This window comes from Pseudomonas sp. IPO3747, assembly GCF_013385245.1.
Lineage (GTDB): Bacteria > Pseudomonadota > Gammaproteobacteria > Pseudomonadales > Pseudomonadaceae > Aquipseudomonas > Aquipseudomonas edaphica.
In genome coordinates this window covers 94,731-111,824 of record NZ_JACAQL010000004.1, presented here as the reverse complement: position 1 = coordinate 111,824, position 17,094 = coordinate 94,731, and the positions used below count along the sequence as shown (strand labels likewise).

Here is a 17,094-nt window from a genome sequence, read left to right as displayed (position 1 = left end):
ATGGCCGTGCAAGACCTGCTGTCCCAGGATGAAATCGACGCGCTGTTGCATGGCGTCGACGATGGTCTGGTACAGACCGAAATGGCTGCCGAACCCGGCAGCGTCAAAAGTTATGACCTCACCAGCCAGGATCGCATCGTCCGTGGGCGCATGCCGACCCTGGAGATGATCAATGAGCGTTTCGCCCGTTACACCCGTATCAGCATGTTCAACATGCTGCGCCGCTCGGCAGACGTAGCGGTAGGCGGCGTGCAGGTGATGAAGTTCGGCGAGTACGTGCATTCGCTGTATGTGCCCACCAGCCTCAACCTGGTCAAGATCAAACCGTTGCGCGGTACCGCGCTGTTCATCCTCGACGCCAAGCTGGTGTTCAAGCTGGTGGACAACTTCTTCGGCGGCGACGGCCGCCACGCCAAGATCGAAGGGCGTGAATTCACCCCTACCGAATTGCGTGTGGTGCGCATGGTGCTGGAGCAAGCCTTCATCGACTTGAAGGAAGCCTGGCAGGCGATCATGGAAGTCAATTTCGAGTACATCAACTCGGAAGTGAACCCGGCCATGGCCAACATCGTCGGCCCCAGCGAAGCCATTGTGGTCTCCACCTTCCACATCGAGCTTGATGGCGGTGGCGGCGACCTGCACGTGACCATGCCGTACTCGATGATCGAGCCGGTGCGCGAAATGCTCGACGCCGGTTTCCAGTCCGACCTCGACGACCAGGACGAACGCTGGGTCAAGGCCCTGCGCGAAGACCTGCTGGACGTCGACGTGCCTTTGAGCGCCACTGTGGCCCGTCGCCAGCTGCGTTTGCGCGATATTTTGCACATGCAACCGGGGGACGTGATCCCCGTGGAGTTGCCGGAAGAGCTGATCATGCGCGCCAATGGCGTGCCGTCGTTCAAGGTCAAGCTCGGTTCCCACAAGGGCAACCTGGCGTTGCAAGTGATCGAACCGATCAACCGTCGCTGATCTGCCCCTTCTATCGATGAATTTTTGCTGCGCCGAGGACATGTAATGGCTACCGAACACGAAAACACTTCCGCCGAAGACCAGGCCCTGGCTGACGAATGGGCTGCGGCCCTGGAAGAAACCGGCGATGTCGGCCAGGACGACATCGACGCGCTGCTGGCCGCCGACGCCGCCATGGCGCCGGCCGGCAAACGCCTGCCGATGGAAGAATTCGGCAGCGTGCCGAAAAACAACGACCCGGTGACCCTCGACGGCCCGAACCTGGATGTGATTCTCGACATTCCGGTGTCGATCTCCATGGAAGTCGGCAGCACCGAAATCAACATCCGCAACCTGCTGCAACTCAACCAGGGTTCGGTGATCGAGCTCGACCGCCTGGCCGGTGAGCCGCTGGACGTGCTGGTCAACGGCACTCTGATCGCCCATGGCGAGGTGGTGGTGGTCAACGAGAAGTTCGGCATCCGCCTGACGGACGTGATCAGCCCAAGCGAACGCATCAAGAAGTTGCGCTGAGATGAAGTATTCGATGGCGGGACTGTTTCTGGCGCTGCCATTGAGCGCCCTGGCGGCTGAGCCGGTCGCCCAAGTGGCGGCTGCGGCACCTGTGGTCAGCAGTGGTATCGGCGGCCAGTTGACCCAGCTGGTGCTTGGGTTGTTGCTGGTAGTCGGTCTGATCTTCGTGCTCGCCTGGCTGATGCGCCGCGTGCAGCGCATCGGGCCGGGCAATGCCCAGGTGATCGAGATGATCGGCTCGCGCGCCCTCGGCCCGCGTGATCGGCTGGTGCTGGTGCAGGTGGGCGAAGAGCAAATCCTGCTGGGTATCACGCCCGGCCGCATCACCCCGTTGCACGTACTCAAGACGCCGGTGGAAGCAACCAGGACCGAGACCGCCACGCCGGAATTCGCCCAGCGCCTGATGGAGTTGCTGGGCAAGGATCAGAAGGATAAGAAGTAATGCGCGTTTTATTGACGCTCATGCTGTTGCTGGCCGCGCCGCTGGCGTTGGCAGCCGACCCGTTGTCGATCCCGGCGATCACCCTGGGCACCAACGCGGCCGGCGCGCAGGAATACTCGGTCAGCCTGCAGATTTTGCTGATCATGACTGCGCTGAGTTTTATCCCGGCGTTTGTCATGCTGATGACCAGCTTTACGCGGATCATCATCGTGTTCTCGATTTTGCGTCAGGCCCTGGGCCTGCAGCAGACGCCGTCGAACCAGATCCTCACCGGCATGGCGCTGTTTTTGACCTTGTTCATCATGGCGCCGGTGTTCGACAAGGTGAACCAGCAAGCCTTGCAGCCCTATCTGGCCGAGAAACTTACGGCCCAGGATGCGATCGACAAAGCCCAAGGCCCGATCAAGGACTTCATGCTCTCGCAAACCCGTTCCAGCGACCTGGAGCTGTTTATGCGCCTGTCCAAGCGCACCGACATTGCCACGCCGGATCAGGCGCCGCTGACCATCCTGGTGCCGGCCTTCGTCACTTCCGAATTGAAAACCGCGTTCCAGATCGGCTTCATGATCTTTATCCCGTTCCTGATCATCGACCTGGTGGTGGCGAGCGTGCTGATGGCCATGGGCATGATGATGCTGTCGCCGCTGATTATTTCGTTGCCGTTCAAGATCATGCTGTTTGTGCTGGTGGACGGCTGGGCGCTGATTATCGGCACCCTGGCCAGCAGTTTCGGCGGGGTGTAGTGACATGACGCCAGAAGTAGCGGTCGACCTGTTCCGTGAAGCGCTGTGGCTGACCACCATGATGGTCGCCGTGCTGGTGGTGCCGAGCCTGTTGGTGGGCCTGCTGGTGGCGATGTTCCAGGCCGCGACCCAGATCAACGAACAAACCTTGAGCTTCCTCCCGCGTTTGCTGGTGATGCTGATCACCCTGATCGTCGCCGGCCCGTGGCTGGTGCAAACCTTTATGGAATACATCCTGCAGCTGTACGGCAGTATTCCGCAGTTGATCGGCTGACCGATGCAATCTGTGCTGGCCTTGACCGACACCCAGATCAGCACCTGGGTGGCGTCTTTCATTTTGCCGATGTTTCGCGTCACGGCAGTGCTGATGACCATGCCGGTGTTCGGGACCACCTTGGTGCCGAGGCGCATCCGCCTGTATTTTGCCTTCGCCATTACCGTGGTCATCGTGCCCGGTTTGCCGCCGATGCCGCCGGTGAATGCCCTGGACCTCAGTGCGTTGTTGCTGATTGCCGAGCAGATCCTGATCGGTGCGCTGATGGGCTTTTCCCTCACCTTGTTCTTCCAGGCCTTTGTGATCGCCGGGCAAATTATCTCGATCCAGATGGGCATGGGCTTCGCGTCCATGGTCGACCCCACCAATGGTGTGTCGGTGGCGGTGATCGGGCAGTTCCTGACCATGCTGGTGACCTTGATTTTCCTGGCGATGAACGGCCATCTGGTGGTGTTCGAGGTCATGACCGAAAGCTTCACCACCTTGCCGGTGGGCTCGGGGCTGGTGGTCAATCACTTCTGGGAATTGGTCGGCCGCATGAGTTGGGTATTGGGCGCCTCGTTGTTGCTGGTGTTGCCGGCGATTACTGCGCTGCTGGTGGTCAACATCGCGTTTGGCGTGATGACTCGCGCGGCGCCGCAGCTGAACATTTTCTCGATTGGTTTCCCGCTGACCCTGGTGTTGGGCATGGGGATTTTCTGGATCGGCATGGCCGACATTCTCAATCAGTATCAACCGCTGGCCACCGACGCCTTGCAGTTTTTACGTGATCTGGCACGGGCGCGTTGAGCCATGGCCGAGAGCGAGAGTGGCCAGGACAAAACAGAAGACCCCACGGAGAAACGTAAAAAGGACTCCAGGGAAAAGGGCGAGATTGCCCGCTCCAAAGAACTCAATACCCTGGCGGTGATGCTCGCCGGTGCCGGGGGCCTGCTGATCTACGGCGGTGGCCTGGCGCTGGACCTGATGGAGCTGATGAAGCTCAACTTTTCGCTGCCGCGCGAAGTGCTGCTGAGCCCCGGCGCCATGGGCCAGTACCTGTTGCACTCGGGCAAGATCGCGATTCTGGCGGTGCAGCCGGTGCTTATCACCCTGTTGCTGGCGGCGCTGATCGGGCCGGTGTCCCTCGGCGGCTGGCTGTTTGCCGCCGGCAGCATGGCGCCCAAGTTCAGCCGCATGAACCCTGGGCCTGGGCTTAAGCGTATGTTTTCCACCAAGGCGCTGGTGGAACTGCTCAAGGCGCTGGCGAAATTTATCCTGATCCTGTTTGTGGCGTTGACGGTGTTGTCCTCCGACATCGACGATTTGCTGCGCATCGCCCATGAACCGCTGGAATCCGCGATTATTCACAGCGTGCAGGTGGTGGGCTGGAGTGCGCTGTGGATGGCCTGCGGGCTGATCATCATCGCCGCCGTGGACGCGCCGATTCAGCTGTGGGAAAGCCACAAGAAACTGCTGATGACCAAGCAGGAAGTGCGTGACGAGCACAAGGACCAGGAAGGTCGCCCCGAGGTCAAACAGCGGATTCGCCAACTGCAACGCGAAATGTCCCAGCGCAAGATGATGGCGGCGGTGCCGGATGCCGACGTGGTCATCACCAACCCGACCCACTACGCCGTGGCGCTCAAGTACGACCCGGAGAAGGGCGGCGCGCCGATGTTGCTGGCCAAGGGCAGCGACTTTACCGCGCTGAAGATTCGCGAAATCGCCGTGGCCAACGACATTCTGCTGCTGGAATCGCCGGAGCTGGCGCGGTCGATCTTCTACTCCACCGACCTCGACCAGGAGATCCCCGCTGGCCTGTACCTGGCCGTGGCGCAGGTGTTGGCCTACGTGTACCAGATCCGCCAATACCGCGCGGGCAAGGGCAAGCGGCCAGACCCGCTCAAGGACCTGCCGATTCCGCCGGAGCTGCGCCGCGATTCCTGAGTCGTCCTGCACCGACGCCATCGCAGGCAAGCCCGGCTCCGACCTCGCGTTTTTTCCTGCCCGTGCGCCGAGCTTGCAGCGCGCCGTTCGGCGCATGATCTAAACCCCAATGGATACAGAGCCTGACGGACAACCAAAGTTTGAGTTGTGCGCATGGAAGATATAATTAGTCATAACTGACCTATTAAAGCGAATTTTTCCATATAAATAGTCATATCTGACTGTTAGCAAGGTATATGATTTTTCCTCGCGCACGCCAATAGCACTATAATGGTCAAAACTGACTAATAATGCTGATTTTACGCCATTAATAAGTCAGATTTAGCCATTAGGAAAAATTAAACGAGGCCTGCCATGTCCTTCATGCATTTGCTCAACTCCCCCGCAGAGATCGCTCGCGATGTGGGGAAAAATGCAAAAAAGCTACGGCTATCGAAAAACCTCACGAGGAAGACCTTGGCAGAGCTTTCAGGGGTATCGGAGTCGTCGATCCAGCGGTTCGAGACTGCAGGTTCTATTACTCTCGAATCGATGATTCTGCTCGCCACCGCGCTCGATGAGCTGACTCCGCTAACGACTCTGTTTAAACCTTCGCAGCCGAACTCCCTCACAGAGCTGAAAAACTCAAAGCGCAAACGGGGTTCTAAATGAAACCGCGCCAGGATTATCCGAAGCTGAAGCGTTTCGAATCCCTTGAGGTCACCAAAAGCGGTGTGAAAGTCGGTGATCTGTACAGGGAGGAGGGGGTTGGGATTTTTTTCACTTACGACCCGGTATGGCTCGCTACAGGCTTCAACCTGTCGCCGTTCACGATGAAGTTTGACGACAAACCCCAGCTTGCTCGTGCTCCTGAACTGTTCGAAGGATTGCACGGCCCCTTTGCGGACTCTCTTCCAGACGGCTGGGGCATGCTGCTGATGGACAGATTCCTTAATGCCACATTCGGTGAGGGAACTGCTTACACAGTTACTGCCCTGGATCGGCTCGCTTACATGGGCGACAGAGCCATGGGAGCGTTTGAGTACCATCCAAAAGCGGAAAGAGGAGAGCTGAGGGGGACAATTAACCTTGCAGAGCTCTTCGAGAATTCCGTGGAAGTCCTGTCAGGAGACACTTCGGCAGTGCTTACCAAGCTCAGGCTTGCAGGGGGATCGCCTGGTGGTGCCCGCCCTAAAGCGATTGTCGCAATGTCTCCTGATGGGCAGCATGCAACGTCCGCTTTTGGGCCAATTCTGCCGGGCTATGATCACTGGATAGTCAAATTCAGGGCACCAGATGAGCCGGTTGAAACCGGCGCAATTGAGTATGCTTACTACCTGATGGCCAGGGACGCAGGTGTCGAAATGGCTGAGTCGACTGTCCTGAACATGACCATGCATGACGGTAGTCGCGAGGGCTTCTTCGCAACAAAGCGCTTTGACCGGCAGGGCGATAAAAAGCTTCACATGATCACGGTTTCTGCGCTTATGTACGCTGCGTACAAACTGCCATCCATGGACTACAGCGGGCTACTGAAGCTCACAAACATGCTGACGCGTAGTGCCGCAGAGGTCGAAAAAATGGCCAGGGTGATGGTTTTCAATGCACTGTTTCACAACTACGACGATCACACCAAGAACTTCGCGTTCATCGGGCGTGAGCCAGAGAAGCCTGGCGACGAAGCAAGGTGGACGCTCGCGCCGGCATACGACCTGACTTTCTCGGAGGCTCGGGGTGAACACACAACGGCATATAACGGTCGAGGGAAGGCAACCCGGAGGCTGATTCAGGAGCTGTGCGCAGACTACAAGTACCTCAAGCCGAACGACTACATTGAGCAAACGCTAGCCGCATTTGCCCAATGGGATGACATTTTCAAAAGTGTAAGGATTCCCCTCAAAGCAGGCGCCGGTTACAAAGCTGTTCTGGAACAAGACCATGACTACTTCAAACTGATACGACCTACCAAGCGCTGACACCTCGTAGGTGAGAATCGGAACGTTTGAACACCAGCCTTGAAGCTCCGCACCCTGCTTGGGCAACCCCTTCGGTTGCTCCCTTGTCCGAACTTGCCGGACTGGCTGCGGTGCAGGCACGGCGGGCGGAGCCCTTGGCGGCATAACAACCAGCGCTGCCATCTGTCTAAAGTTCAGCGTTACCTGTCAACTTTGACAGTATCCATTGCACCGCCTTCACTGTTACATAGAGCGGCGAGGTGCGCCGTCATGCGCGGCTCGGGAGAGCGGTCATGGACAGGGCTACGGTCAGGTGGTTTGACGCCGTCAAGGGCATTGGTTTTGTCGCCCGCGACCGCGAAGGCAATGCAGTACCCGTTCAGGCAACGGGCAATCCCTGCAGCGAAATCGATGCGCCGCCCAAGGCGCGCAAATCCCGCAAACGAAAAAAATAACCCCCCGCCTGCTCAGCAAACAATCACTACCACTGGTCGTTAATCCCCGTCTACCTGTCAACTCTGACAGTAGTCAGCTCTGCGTTCTCGCGGTTTGATGGTGCCAGGCACTGTACGCAAGTAGTAACGAGATGCAGGGGAAGGGTGATGGAAGCGGTGACGGGGACGATCAAGGTTTATAACCGCAAGACCGGTGAAGGGCTGATTGCGTTGGATGGCGATGATGAACCGGTGTGTTTGGACCGCTTGAGTTCAGCGTGTACCCGGTGGAGAGAAGGCCAGCGGGTACAGTTCGCCAGGATTCACCGGCCAAAGGGTGTGTTTGCGTTTTGTATCAGGCTTATCTAGCGGGATTTTTTGCGCGCAATGTCAGGAGAAGGGTTATGGCGACGGGTACTGTGAAGTGGTTTAACGAAACAAAAGGGTTCGGTTTTATTACTCCAGATGATGGTAGCCCGGATCTTTTTGCACATTTTTCAGCGATTCAGAGTGCTGGGTTCAAATCTCTGCAAGAGAACCAAAAAGTCAGCTATGACGTAACGACAGGGCCCAAAGGCAAGCAAGCGTCCAACATCCAACCCTTATGAAGATCGTTCCCACGCTCCCGCGTGGGAATGCCTCCTGTGACGCTCTGCGTCACCGTTGCGCAAGGCTCAAGTCGGGACGCGGAGCGTCCCTGGCTGCATTCCCACGCAGAGCGTGGGAACGATCTTTACAACAGGTACACCCCCATCCAGCTGTGGGAGCGGGCTTGCTCGCGAAAGCGGTGTGTCAGCCAAAACTGTTCTAACTGAACCACCGCCTTCGCGAGCAAGCCCGCTGAAGATCGTTCCCACGCTCCCGCGTGGGAATGCCTCCCGTGACGCTCTGCGTCACCGTTGCGCAAGGCTCAAGTCGGGGCGCGGAGCGTCCCTGGCTGCATTCCTTTGCTGCGCGTGGGAACGATCATCACACCCCCATCCAGCTCCCACAGTTGAACCGGTGACCGCTCGACGATCGTCGCCCTGAAACCAAAGTTGGAAGGCTTCTTGCAATACCGCCTCCAGGACGCTCTCCCGCGTCAAAACTTTGCTTCAAGGAACACGAGGAATACCGGTGGTAGATCGCTCTCAAATGCTCAACACGGCCCGTGGCACCCTGACTGATTTGTCGCGGGGCAACCTGGGTGTGCCGTTGTTGTTGCTGGTGATGCTGGCAATGATGATGTTGCCAATGCCGCCGTTCCTGCTCGACGTGTTTTTCACCTTCAACATTGCGCTGTCGGTGGTGGTGCTGCTGGTCTGCGTGTATGCCCTGCGGCCGCTGGATTTCGCCGTATTCCCGACCATTTTGCTGATCGCGACCCTGCTGCGCCTGGCGCTGAACGTGGCATCCACACGAGTGGTGATGCTCCACGGCCAGGACGGCCACGCCGCCGCCGGTAAGGTGATCCAGGCCTTTGGTGAGGTGGTGATCGGCGGTAACTATGTGGTCGGTATCGTGGTGTTCGCGATTTTGATGATCATCAACTTCGTGGTGGTGACCAAGGGCGCCGGGCGGATTTCCGAGGTGAGCGCGCGGTTTACCCTCGACGCCATGCCCGGCAAGCAAATGGCGATCGACGCTGACCTCAACGCCGGCCTGATCGACCAGAACCAAGCTAAATCCCGCCGCCTGGAAGTCGCCCAGGAAGCCGAATTCTATGGCTCCATGGACGGCGCGAGTAAATTCGTGCGCGGCGACGCCATCGCTGGCCTGTTGATCCTGTTTATCAACCTGATCGGTGGCATCGCGGTCGGGATCTTCCAGCACGGCATGACCTTCGGCGATGCGGGCAAGGTCTACGCTTTGCTGACCATTGGTGACGGTTTAGTGGCGCAATTGCCATCACTGTTGTTATCCACAGCTGCAGCCATCATGGTCACCCGTGCTTCGGGCTCCGAAGACATGGGCAAGCAGATCAGCCGCCAGATGTTCGCCTCGCCCAAGGCGCTGGCCGTAGCCGCCGGCATCATGGCGATCATGGGCATCGTGCCGGGCATGCCGCACGTGTCGTTCCTGAGCATGGCGGCCATGGCCGCCGGTGGTGCCTACCTGTTCTGGCGCAAGCAAAATGCGGTCAAGGTCCAGGCCCAGCAGGAAATCGCCCGCCAGCAAGACTTGCTGCCATCCCCGGCCCGCGCCCAGGAAACCAAGGAGCTGGGCTGGGATGACGTGACCCCGATCGACATGATCGGCCTGGAAGTCGGCTACCGCCTGATTCCGCTGGTGGACCGCAACCAGGGTGGCCAACTGCTCGCGCGGATCAAGGGTGTGCGCAAGAAGCTGTCCCAGGACCTGGGCTTCTTGATGCCCACCGTGCACATCCGCGACAACCTTGATTTGGCCCCCAGCGCCTACCGCCTGACCCTGATGGGCGTGATCCTGGCCGAAGCCGAGATCTACCCGGATCGTGAGTTGGCGATCAACCCTGGCCAGGTGTTCGGCACGCTTAATGGCATTACCGCCAAAGATCCGGCTTTTGGCCTGGAAGCGGTATGGATCGAAGTCAGCCAGCGCAGCCAGGCACAATCGCTCGGTTACACCGTGGTCGACGCCAGCACCGTGGTCGCCACCCACCTCAACCAGATCCTCTACAAGCACTCCCATGAGCTGATCGGCCACGAGGAAGTCCAGCAATTGATGGGTTTGCTGGCCAAAGCCTCGCCGAAACTGGCCGAAGAACTGGTACCCGGCGTGCTGTCGCTGTCGCAGTTGCTCAAGGTGCTGCAAGCCTTGCTCGCCGAACAGGTGCCGGTGCGCGACATTCGCAGCATTGCCGAGGCCATCGCCAACAATGCCGCCAAGAGTCAAGATACTGCCGCTTTGGTGGCCGCGGTGCGTGTCGGGTTGTCCCGCGCCATCGTGCAAAGCATTGTAGGTATTGAGTCTGAGCTGCCTGTGATCACCTTGGAACCAAGGTTGGAACAAATATTGCTCAATAGTATTCAGAAGGCCGGACTTGGCCAGGAAGAGGGCGTTCTGCTGGAGCCAAGCATGGCTGAGAAACTGCAGCGTTCGTTGATCGAAGCCGCCCAGCGTCAGGAAATGGCGGGCCACCCGGTGATTCTGCTGGTGGCAGGCCCGGTTCGAGCGATGTTGTCGCGGTTTGGTCGCCTGGCAGTTCCGAATTTGCACGTTTTGGCTTATCAGGAAATTCCTGACAATAAGCAAGTGACTATCGTCGCGACAGTAGGGCCCAACGGCTGAGGTAGTGGGTTATGCAAGTTAAGCGTTTTTTCGCCGCCGATATGCGTCAGGCCATGAAACTGGTACGTGATGAGCTGGGCGCCGATGCCGCGATTATTGGAAACCGTCGCATTGCCGGCGGTGTCGAGCTGACGGCTGCCCTGGATTACACCCCGTCGGCGCTGGCGCCGCGCGTGCCGAACATGGAACTCGAAGACGAACTGCGCAAGACCGCTTCGCGCATTGTCTCGGCCCAGGCTGAATTGAGCATGCGTGGCGACAGCGATGCCAGCACCAATCGCCAATTGTTCGCCGGCTTGCCGCTGACCGCCGCCGAGCCGTTGGTAGAACCGACCTTCAAAGAACCGCCACGCCCTGCAGCGCCAGCCCCGGCCGCCGCTGTCGACCAGCGCGCGCTCGACTCGATGCGTTTTGAACTCAATGGCCTGCGTGAGTTGCTCGAAGTGCAGTTGGGCTCGTTGGCGTGGACGCAGCTGCAAGGCAGTAAACCGCACCAGGCCAACCTGTGGCGTCGCCTGCAACGCATCGGCCTGTCCGGCCCGTTGTCGCGCGATTTGCTTGCACTGACGGCTGAAGTCGAAGAACCGCGCCAAGCCTGGCGCATGTTGCTGGCGCACCTGGCGCGCATGATCGCCACGCCGGAAATCGAACCGCTGGAAGAGGGCGGTGTGATTGCCATGGTCGGCCCCGCCGGCATGGGCAAGACCACCACCCTGGCCAAGCTGGCCGCGCGTTATGTGCTCAAGTACGGCGCGCAGAACATCGCGCTGGTGAGCATGGACAGCTATCGCATCGGCGCCCAGGAGCAGCTCAAGACCTTGGGGCGCATCCTCAATGTGACGGTGACCCACGTCGACCCGGGCCAGTCGCTGGCCAATGCACTCGACCCACTGCTGCGCAAGCGCGTGGTGTTGATCGACACGGCCGGCCTGCAAGCCAGCGACCCGGCACTGCGCATGCAGCTTGAAAGCCTGGCCGGGCGTGGCATCAAGTCGAAAAATTACCTGGTGCTTGCAACCACCAGCCAGAAACAGGTTCTTACCGCTGCCTACCACAGCTACAAACGCTGTGGCCTGGCCGGTTGCATCCTCACCAAGCTCGACGAAACTGCGAGCCTGGGCGAGGTGTTGAGCCTGGCTATCAGTCATGAGTTACCGGTTGCCTACCTGACCGACGGGCCGCGGATCCCGGATGATTTGCATCTGCCGCGCCGTCATCAGTTGGTCAGCCGTGCTGTCAGCGTGCAAATGCAAGAAGAGCCTAGCGAGGAAGCGATGGCCGATATGTTCGCCGACCTTTACCACAACCCGGCTAAGCGGGTGGGGTGAGGCAGGATGAACACCGTGAAATGTATCTACATCGATGGTCTGCAAGCGATTCACGCGGCCAAGCCATGTAGCCTGCGTCTAAGCAAGACAAGGTAAAGAAATAAAATGGGCAGCATGCATCCCGTACAGGTGATCGCGGTGACCGGCGGCAAAGGTGGCGTCGGGAAAACTAACGTGTCAGTGAATTTGTCCCTGGCCCTGGCAGAGCTTGGCCGTCGCGTCATGCTGCTGGATGCTGACCTGGGCCTGGCGAACGTGGACGTTCTGCTGGGGCTGACACCCAAACACACCCTTGCCGATGTGATCGAAGGCCGTTGTGAGCTGCGCGATGTGCTGCTGCAAGGTCCCGGTGGCATTCGCATCGTGCCGGCTGCCTCAGGCACCCAGAGCATGGTGCACCTGAGCCCGGCGCAGCATGCCGGCCTGATTCAGGCGTTCAGCGACATCGGCGACAACCTCGATGTGCTGGTGATCGACACCGCCGCCGGGATCGGCGAGTCCGTGGTCAGCTTCGTGCGCGCCGCGCAAGAAGTGCTGCTGGTGGTGTGCGACGAACCCACGTCGATCACCGACGCCTATGCCCTGATCAAACTGCTTAACCGTGACTACGGCATGAACCGCTTCCGCGTGCTGGCCAACATGGCCCAAAGCCCGCAGGAAGGGCGAAATCTGTTTGCCAAGTTGACCAAGGTCACGGATCGCTTCCTCGATGTCGCCTTACAATACGTGGGCGCAGTTCCTTATGACGAGTGTGTGCGCAAGGCTGTGCAAAAGCAGCGTGCAGTCTATGAAGCGTTCCCTCGTTCGAAGTGCGCATTGGCGTTCAAGGCTATTGCTCAGAAGGTCGATACTTGGCCGTTGCCTGCCAACCCTCGGGGGCATCTGGAGTTTTTCGTCGAGCGATTGGTGCATCAGACGAGCGCGGGACCTGTGCTATGACATCCAGCGGCTACAACCTTTACAAAAAGTCGGCACGTGACAGTCAGGGCGAACTGATCGAGCGCTATGCGCCCTTGGTCAAGCGCATTGCCTATCACTTGCTGGCACGCCTGCCTGCCAGTGTGCAGGTTGAGGACTTGATCCAGGCCGGCATGATCGGCCTGCTCGAAGTGTCGACCAAATACGACGCGAGCAAGGGCGCGAGTTTCGAGACGTATGCGGGTATTCGCATACGCGGTGCGATGCTCGATGAAGTGCGTAAAGGGGATTGGGCGCCGCGTTCGGTACACCGCAATACGCGTATGGTCAGTGACGCAATTCGTGCAATTGAAGCAAAAACCGGTCGTGACGCTAAAGATCATGAAGTTGCGGCCGAACTCCAATTGAGTCTCGACGATTACTACGGGATTTTGAACGATACCTTGGGCAGCCGCCTGTTCAGTTTCGACGACCTTTTGCAGGACGGCGAACACGAAGGGCTGCACGAGGACGGCGCGAGTGCACATCTGGAACCGTCGCGCGACCTGGAAGACGAACGTTTCCAGAGCGCGTTGGCGGAGGCGATTGCCAATTTGCCGGAGCGTGAGCGACTGGTGTTGGCGCTGTACTACGACGAAGAGCTGAACCTCAAGGAAATCGGTGAGGTCCTGGGGGTCAGCGAATCGCGTGTCAGCCAGCTGCATAGCCAGTGCGCCGCCCGCTTGCGGGGGCGATTGGGAGAGTGGCGCGCGCGCTGACAGGCAGTGTGGGGACACTGCAGACGCTACCGCAAAGGCTCTACGCTTTTGCGGGTTCGTGCCGTGGTGCCCTGGGCAGTCCTTTTTGTGTAACGCCTGTTGATTGAAATGGCGCGTCCAGGTGCTGGGCGCGTTTAAGACTGCTTGGAGGTCGAATTGGACAAGAACATGAAAATCCTCATCGTTGATGACTTCTCAACGATGCGGCGGATCATAAAAAACCTGTTGCGTGACCTTGGGTTCACCAACACGGTCGAGGCGGATGACGGCCTGACGGCGATTCCGATCCTCAACAGCGGGAGCATCGACTTTCTGGTAACCGACTGGAACATGCCGGGCATGACCGGTATCGACTTGCTGCGTCACGTGCGCGCCGATGAAAAACTGCGCAGCTTGCCTGTGTTGATGGTGACCGCCGAAGCCAAGCGTGAACAGATCATCGAAGCCGCCCAGGCCGGGGTTAACGGTTACGTGGTCAAGCCATTCACTGCATTGGCCTTGAAAGAGAAGATCGAAAAAATCTTCGAACGCATCCACGGCTGATGTCACCACGGGGGAGCTATGGAGCATAAAGAAACGTCACAGGGCGATTTTGAATCGACCCTGAAAAAGCATGCTCACCAGTTGGTCGACAGCCTTGAAAAAGGCCAGTTCGGCGACGCGGTGCAGTTGATCCATGAGCTTAACCAGACCCGTGACCGCGGCCTGTATCAGGAAGTGGGCAAGCTCACACGCGAGCTGCACAGTGCAATCGTCAATTTTCAGATTGACCCGCACATGCCCCAGGCCGAAGAAATCTCGCAGATCACCGATGCCACCGAACGCCTGTCCTATGTGGTCCGGCTGACTGAGGCGGCGGCCAACCGCACCATGGATCTGGTGGAAAACGCCACGCCCTTGGTCAATGGCATGGCCACCGAAGCTCAGGCGCTCAGCGTTGACTGGGGCCGCTTCATGCGCCGGGAAGTGGGGGCTGAGGAGTTTCGTGAGTTGGCGCGTCGGGTCGAGGCTTTTCTGTCGCGCACCGAACAGGAAAACCGCACGGTGGCCAGCAACCTCAATGACATTCTGCTGGCCCAGGATTACCAGGACCTCACCGGTCAAGTGATCAAGCGCGTGACCCAATTGGTCACCGAAGTGGAAAGCAACTTGCTCAAATTGGTGCTGATGGCCGGCCAGGTCGACCGTTTTGCCGGCATCGAACATGACCGCGCAGCGATCCTCTCGGAAAAAGATCCACAAAAACATCTCGCCAAGGGTGAAGGTCCGCAGATTCATGCCGATAAACGTGAAGACGTTGTGTCAGGTCAGGATGACGTAGATGACCTGTTATCCAGTTTAGGCTTCTAAGGAGCACCCACATGAGCTTCGGCGCCGATGAAGAAATCCTTCAGGATTTCCTTGTAGAGGCCGGCGAAATTTTAGAGCAACTGTCCGAACAACTGGTCGAGCTGGAAAGCCGACCGGATGATGCGAACCTGCTCAATGCAATTTTTCGCGGTTTTCACACTGTAAAAGGGGGCGCCGGCTTCCTCCAGCTCCATGAGCTGGTGGAGTGCTGTCACATCGCCGAGAACGTGTTCGACATCCTGCGCAAGGGTGAGCGTCACGTCGACTCGGAACTGATGGACGTGATTCTCGAAGCATTGGATGCGGTCAACGGCATGTTCAGCGAGGTGCGTGAACGTGCGCCGATCACGGCTGCCACGCCGGAGTTGCTGGCTGCGCTGGCACGCCTGGCCGAACCTGCCGATACCTCGGTTGCGCCGGTCGCCGCGCCTGAGCCTGAGGTTGAAGCCGAGCCGGATGTGACCGACAGCGAGTTCGAACAGCTGCTCAACTCCCTGAGCGCGGTGAAAGCCGAAGCTGAAGCACCGCAAGCGGTGGCTGCGCCTGCCGTGCCGACCAGCGAAGACATTACCGACGCAGAGTTCGAATCCCTGCTCGACCAGTTGCACGGTAAAGGCCAGTTTGCGCCGGACGCCGTGGCACCTGCTGCTGAGTCGGCAGCGCCTGCTGCGTCTGCCACATCTACAAGCGCCACCGACATTACCGACGACGAATTCGAAGCACTGCTCGACCAACTGCATGGCAAGGGCACGTTTGCCGCCGAAGCCTTGCCGGAAGTCGCCGCCATCGCGGCCGCACCTGCCGCCAGCGCCGCGCCTGCCAGCGTTGAGCCTGGCGCTGACGGCCTGATCTCCGATCACGAATTCGAAGCGCTGCTCGACGAGTTGCATGGCAAAGGCAAGTTCTCTGAAGTGGCCCCGGCTGCAGCAGCGACTGCAACGCCTGTGGCTGCCAAACCTGCGCCAGCCAAAGCCGCCGCGCCTGTGGCTGCCAAGCCCGCACCGGCACCGGCTGCCGCACCTGCGCGTGCCGCAGCGGCGCCGGTAGCCGAAAAGCCTGCCAGTGAAGCCGAAACCACCGTGCGGGTTGATACCGCGCGCCTGGACGACATCATGAACATGGTCGGCGAACTGGTGCTGGTGCGTAACCGCCTGGTGCGCCTGGGCCTGAACAGCGGCGATGAAGCCATGCAAAAGGCCGTGTCGAACCTCGACGTGGTCACCGCAGACTTGCAGACCGCCGTAATGAAAACGCGCATGCAGCCGATCAAGAAAGTCTTCGGCCGTTTCCCGCGCCTGGTTCGCGACCTCGCGCGCCAGCTCAAGAAAGAAATCAACCTGGAACTGGTGGGTGAAGAAACCGACCTCGACAAAAACCTTGTCGAGGCCCTGGCCGACCCGCTGGTCCACTTGGTGCGCAACGCCGTCGACCATGGCGTCGAAACCCCGGAAGAACGCGAAGCCTCGGGCAAGTCGCGTAACGGCAAGGTGATTCTGGCGGCCGAGCAGGAAGGCGACCATATCCTGCTGTCGATCACCGATGACGGCAAAGGCATGGACCCGGCGATTCTGCGTAATATCGCGGTCAAGCGCGGCGTGATGGACAAGGACGCCGCCGACCGCCTGACCGACACCGAATGCTACAACCTGATCTTCGCGCCGGGCTTCTCGACCAAAACCGAGATTTCCGATGTGTCCGGCCGTGGCGTGGGCATGGACGTGGTGAAGACCAAGATCAGCCAGCTCAACGGCTCGATCAATATTTACTCGACCAAGGGCCAGGGCTCCAAGATCGTGATCAAGGTGCCGTTGACCTTGGCGATCATGCCGACCCTGATGGTGATGCTGGGCAACCAGGCGTTCGCCTTCCCGCTGGTCAACGTCAACGAGATCTTCCACCTCGACCTGTCACGCACCAACGTGGTGGACGGCCAGGAAGTGGTGATCGTGCGCGACAAGGCGTTGCCACTGTTCTACCTCAAGCGCTGGCTGGTGGCTTCGGCCAAGCATGAAGAGCAGCGCGAGGGCCATGTGGTGATTCTGTCCGTGGGCACCCAGCGCATCGGCTTTGTGGTCGATCAACTGGTGGGCCAGGAAGAAGTGGTCATCAAGCCTTTGGGCAAAATGCTGCAGGGAACCCCAGGCATGTCGGGTGCGACCATCACCGGTGACGGTCGGATCGCGCTGATTCTTGATGTTCCGAGCATGCTCAAGCGTTACGCCGCTCGGCGTATTTGATTCTGGTGGGGCAGGG

At 59.2% G+C, this 17,094-nt stretch carries 18 protein-coding genes; all 18 read left to right on the top strand.

Annotated elements, in window-relative coordinates:
* Entirely contained in the window at positions 1 to 969 is a 969-nt protein-coding gene (gene fliM, locus HX790_RS07485) for a flagellar motor switch protein FliM (protein WP_010166091.1), read from the top strand.
* Positions 970 to 1,014: 45 nt separating this feature from the next.
* The gene (fliN, locus tag HX790_RS07480; protein ID WP_017134946.1) at positions 1,015 to 1,482 is read left to right on the top strand and encodes a flagellar motor switch protein FliN; all 468 of its coding nucleotides are present in this window, start codon (positions 1,015 to 1,017) and stop codon (positions 1,480 to 1,482) included.
* A 1-nt stretch (position 1,483) separates the two neighbouring features.
* On the top strand, positions 1,484 to 1,924 hold the full coding sequence (fliO, locus tag HX790_RS07475; RefSeq protein WP_017134947.1) for a flagellar biosynthetic protein FliO: 441 nt from the start codon (positions 1,484 to 1,486) through the stop codon (positions 1,922 to 1,924).
* Positions 1,924 to 2,667 carry a flagellar type III secretion system pore protein FliP gene (gene fliP, locus HX790_RS07470; RefSeq protein ID WP_017134948.1) on the top strand — a complete coding sequence of 248 codons (744 nt, stop codon included), beginning with the start codon at positions 1,924 to 1,926 and terminating at the stop codon, positions 2,665 to 2,667. The genes fliO and fliP overlap by 1 nt, the downstream gene beginning before the upstream one ends.
* A gap of 4 nt (positions 2,668 to 2,671) precedes the next feature.
* Positions 2,672 to 2,941: a flagellar biosynthesis protein FliQ gene (gene fliQ / locus HX790_RS07465; protein WP_003214552.1), complete on the top strand. Its 270-nt coding sequence runs from the start codon at positions 2,672 to 2,674 to the stop codon at positions 2,939 to 2,941.
* Between the two features lie 3 nt (positions 2,942 to 2,944).
* Positions 2,945 to 3,730, top strand: coding sequence for a flagellar biosynthetic protein FliR (gene fliR / locus HX790_RS07460; protein WP_017134949.1), 786 nt, complete (start codon positions 2,945 to 2,947; stop codon positions 3,728 to 3,730).
* A gap of 3 nt (positions 3,731 to 3,733) precedes the next feature.
* A complete protein-coding gene (gene flhB, locus HX790_RS07455) occupies positions 3,734 to 4,870 on the top strand; it encodes a flagellar biosynthesis protein FlhB (RefSeq protein ID WP_056859763.1) in 1,137 nt (378 codons plus the stop codon).
* A gap of 354 nt (positions 4,871 to 5,224) precedes the next feature.
* Positions 5,225 to 5,521 (top strand): helix-turn-helix domain-containing protein, encoded by a 297-nt coding sequence (locus HX790_RS07450; RefSeq protein ID WP_017134950.1) that lies wholly within the window; start codon positions 5,225 to 5,227, stop codon positions 5,519 to 5,521.
* Entirely contained in the window at positions 5,518 to 6,825 is a 1,308-nt protein-coding gene (locus HX790_RS07445) for a type II toxin-antitoxin system HipA family toxin (protein WP_017134951.1), read from the top strand. Before HX790_RS07450 ends, HX790_RS07445 begins: the two co-directional genes overlap by 4 nt.
* Before the next feature lie 272 nt (positions 6,826 to 7,097).
* On the top strand, positions 7,098 to 7,259 hold the full coding sequence (locus tag HX790_RS07440) for a hypothetical protein (RefSeq protein WP_017134952.1): 162 nt from the start codon (positions 7,098 to 7,100) through the stop codon (positions 7,257 to 7,259).
* A 383-nt stretch (positions 7,260 to 7,642) separates the two neighbouring features.
* Entirely contained in the window at positions 7,643 to 7,846 is a 204-nt protein-coding gene (locus HX790_RS07435; protein WP_017134954.1) for a cold-shock protein, read from the top strand.
* Between the two features lie 526 nt (positions 7,847 to 8,372).
* Complete coding sequence (gene flhA, locus HX790_RS07430) at positions 8,373 to 10,487, top strand: flagellar biosynthesis protein FlhA (protein WP_032865399.1); 2,115 nt, start codon at positions 8,373 to 8,375, stop codon at positions 10,485 to 10,487.
* A gap of 11 nt (positions 10,488 to 10,498) precedes the next feature.
* Positions 10,499 to 11,815, top strand: a complete 1,317-nt coding sequence (gene flhF / locus HX790_RS07425; protein WP_017134956.1) for a flagellar biosynthesis protein FlhF — start codon at positions 10,499 to 10,501, stop codon at positions 11,813 to 11,815.
* 105 nt (positions 11,816 to 11,920) lie between these two features.
* Positions 11,921 to 12,754 (top strand): flagellar synthesis regulator FleN, encoded by an 834-nt coding sequence (gene fleN / locus HX790_RS07420; protein ID WP_003192912.1) that lies wholly within the window; start codon positions 11,921 to 11,923, stop codon positions 12,752 to 12,754.
* Entirely contained in the window at positions 12,751 to 13,491 is a 741-nt protein-coding gene (fliA, locus tag HX790_RS07415; RefSeq protein ID WP_017134957.1) for an RNA polymerase sigma factor FliA, read from the top strand. The genes fleN and fliA overlap by 4 nt, the downstream gene beginning before the upstream one ends.
* A gap of 168 nt (positions 13,492 to 13,659) precedes the next feature.
* Complete coding sequence (locus tag HX790_RS07410) at positions 13,660 to 14,034, top strand: chemotaxis response regulator CheY (protein ID WP_003192908.1); 375 nt, start codon at positions 13,660 to 13,662, stop codon at positions 14,032 to 14,034.
* Positions 14,035 to 14,052: 18 nt separating this feature from the next.
* The gene (locus HX790_RS07405) at positions 14,053 to 14,841 is read left to right on the top strand and encodes a protein phosphatase CheZ (protein WP_017134958.1); all 789 of its coding nucleotides are present in this window, start codon (positions 14,053 to 14,055) and stop codon (positions 14,839 to 14,841) included.
* Positions 14,842 to 14,852: 11 nt separating this feature from the next.
* Positions 14,853 to 17,078: a chemotaxis protein CheA gene (locus HX790_RS07400; protein ID WP_017134959.1), complete on the top strand. Its 2,226-nt coding sequence runs from the start codon at positions 14,853 to 14,855 to the stop codon at positions 17,076 to 17,078.
* The last annotated feature ends 16 nt before the right edge of the window (positions 17,079 to 17,094 follow it).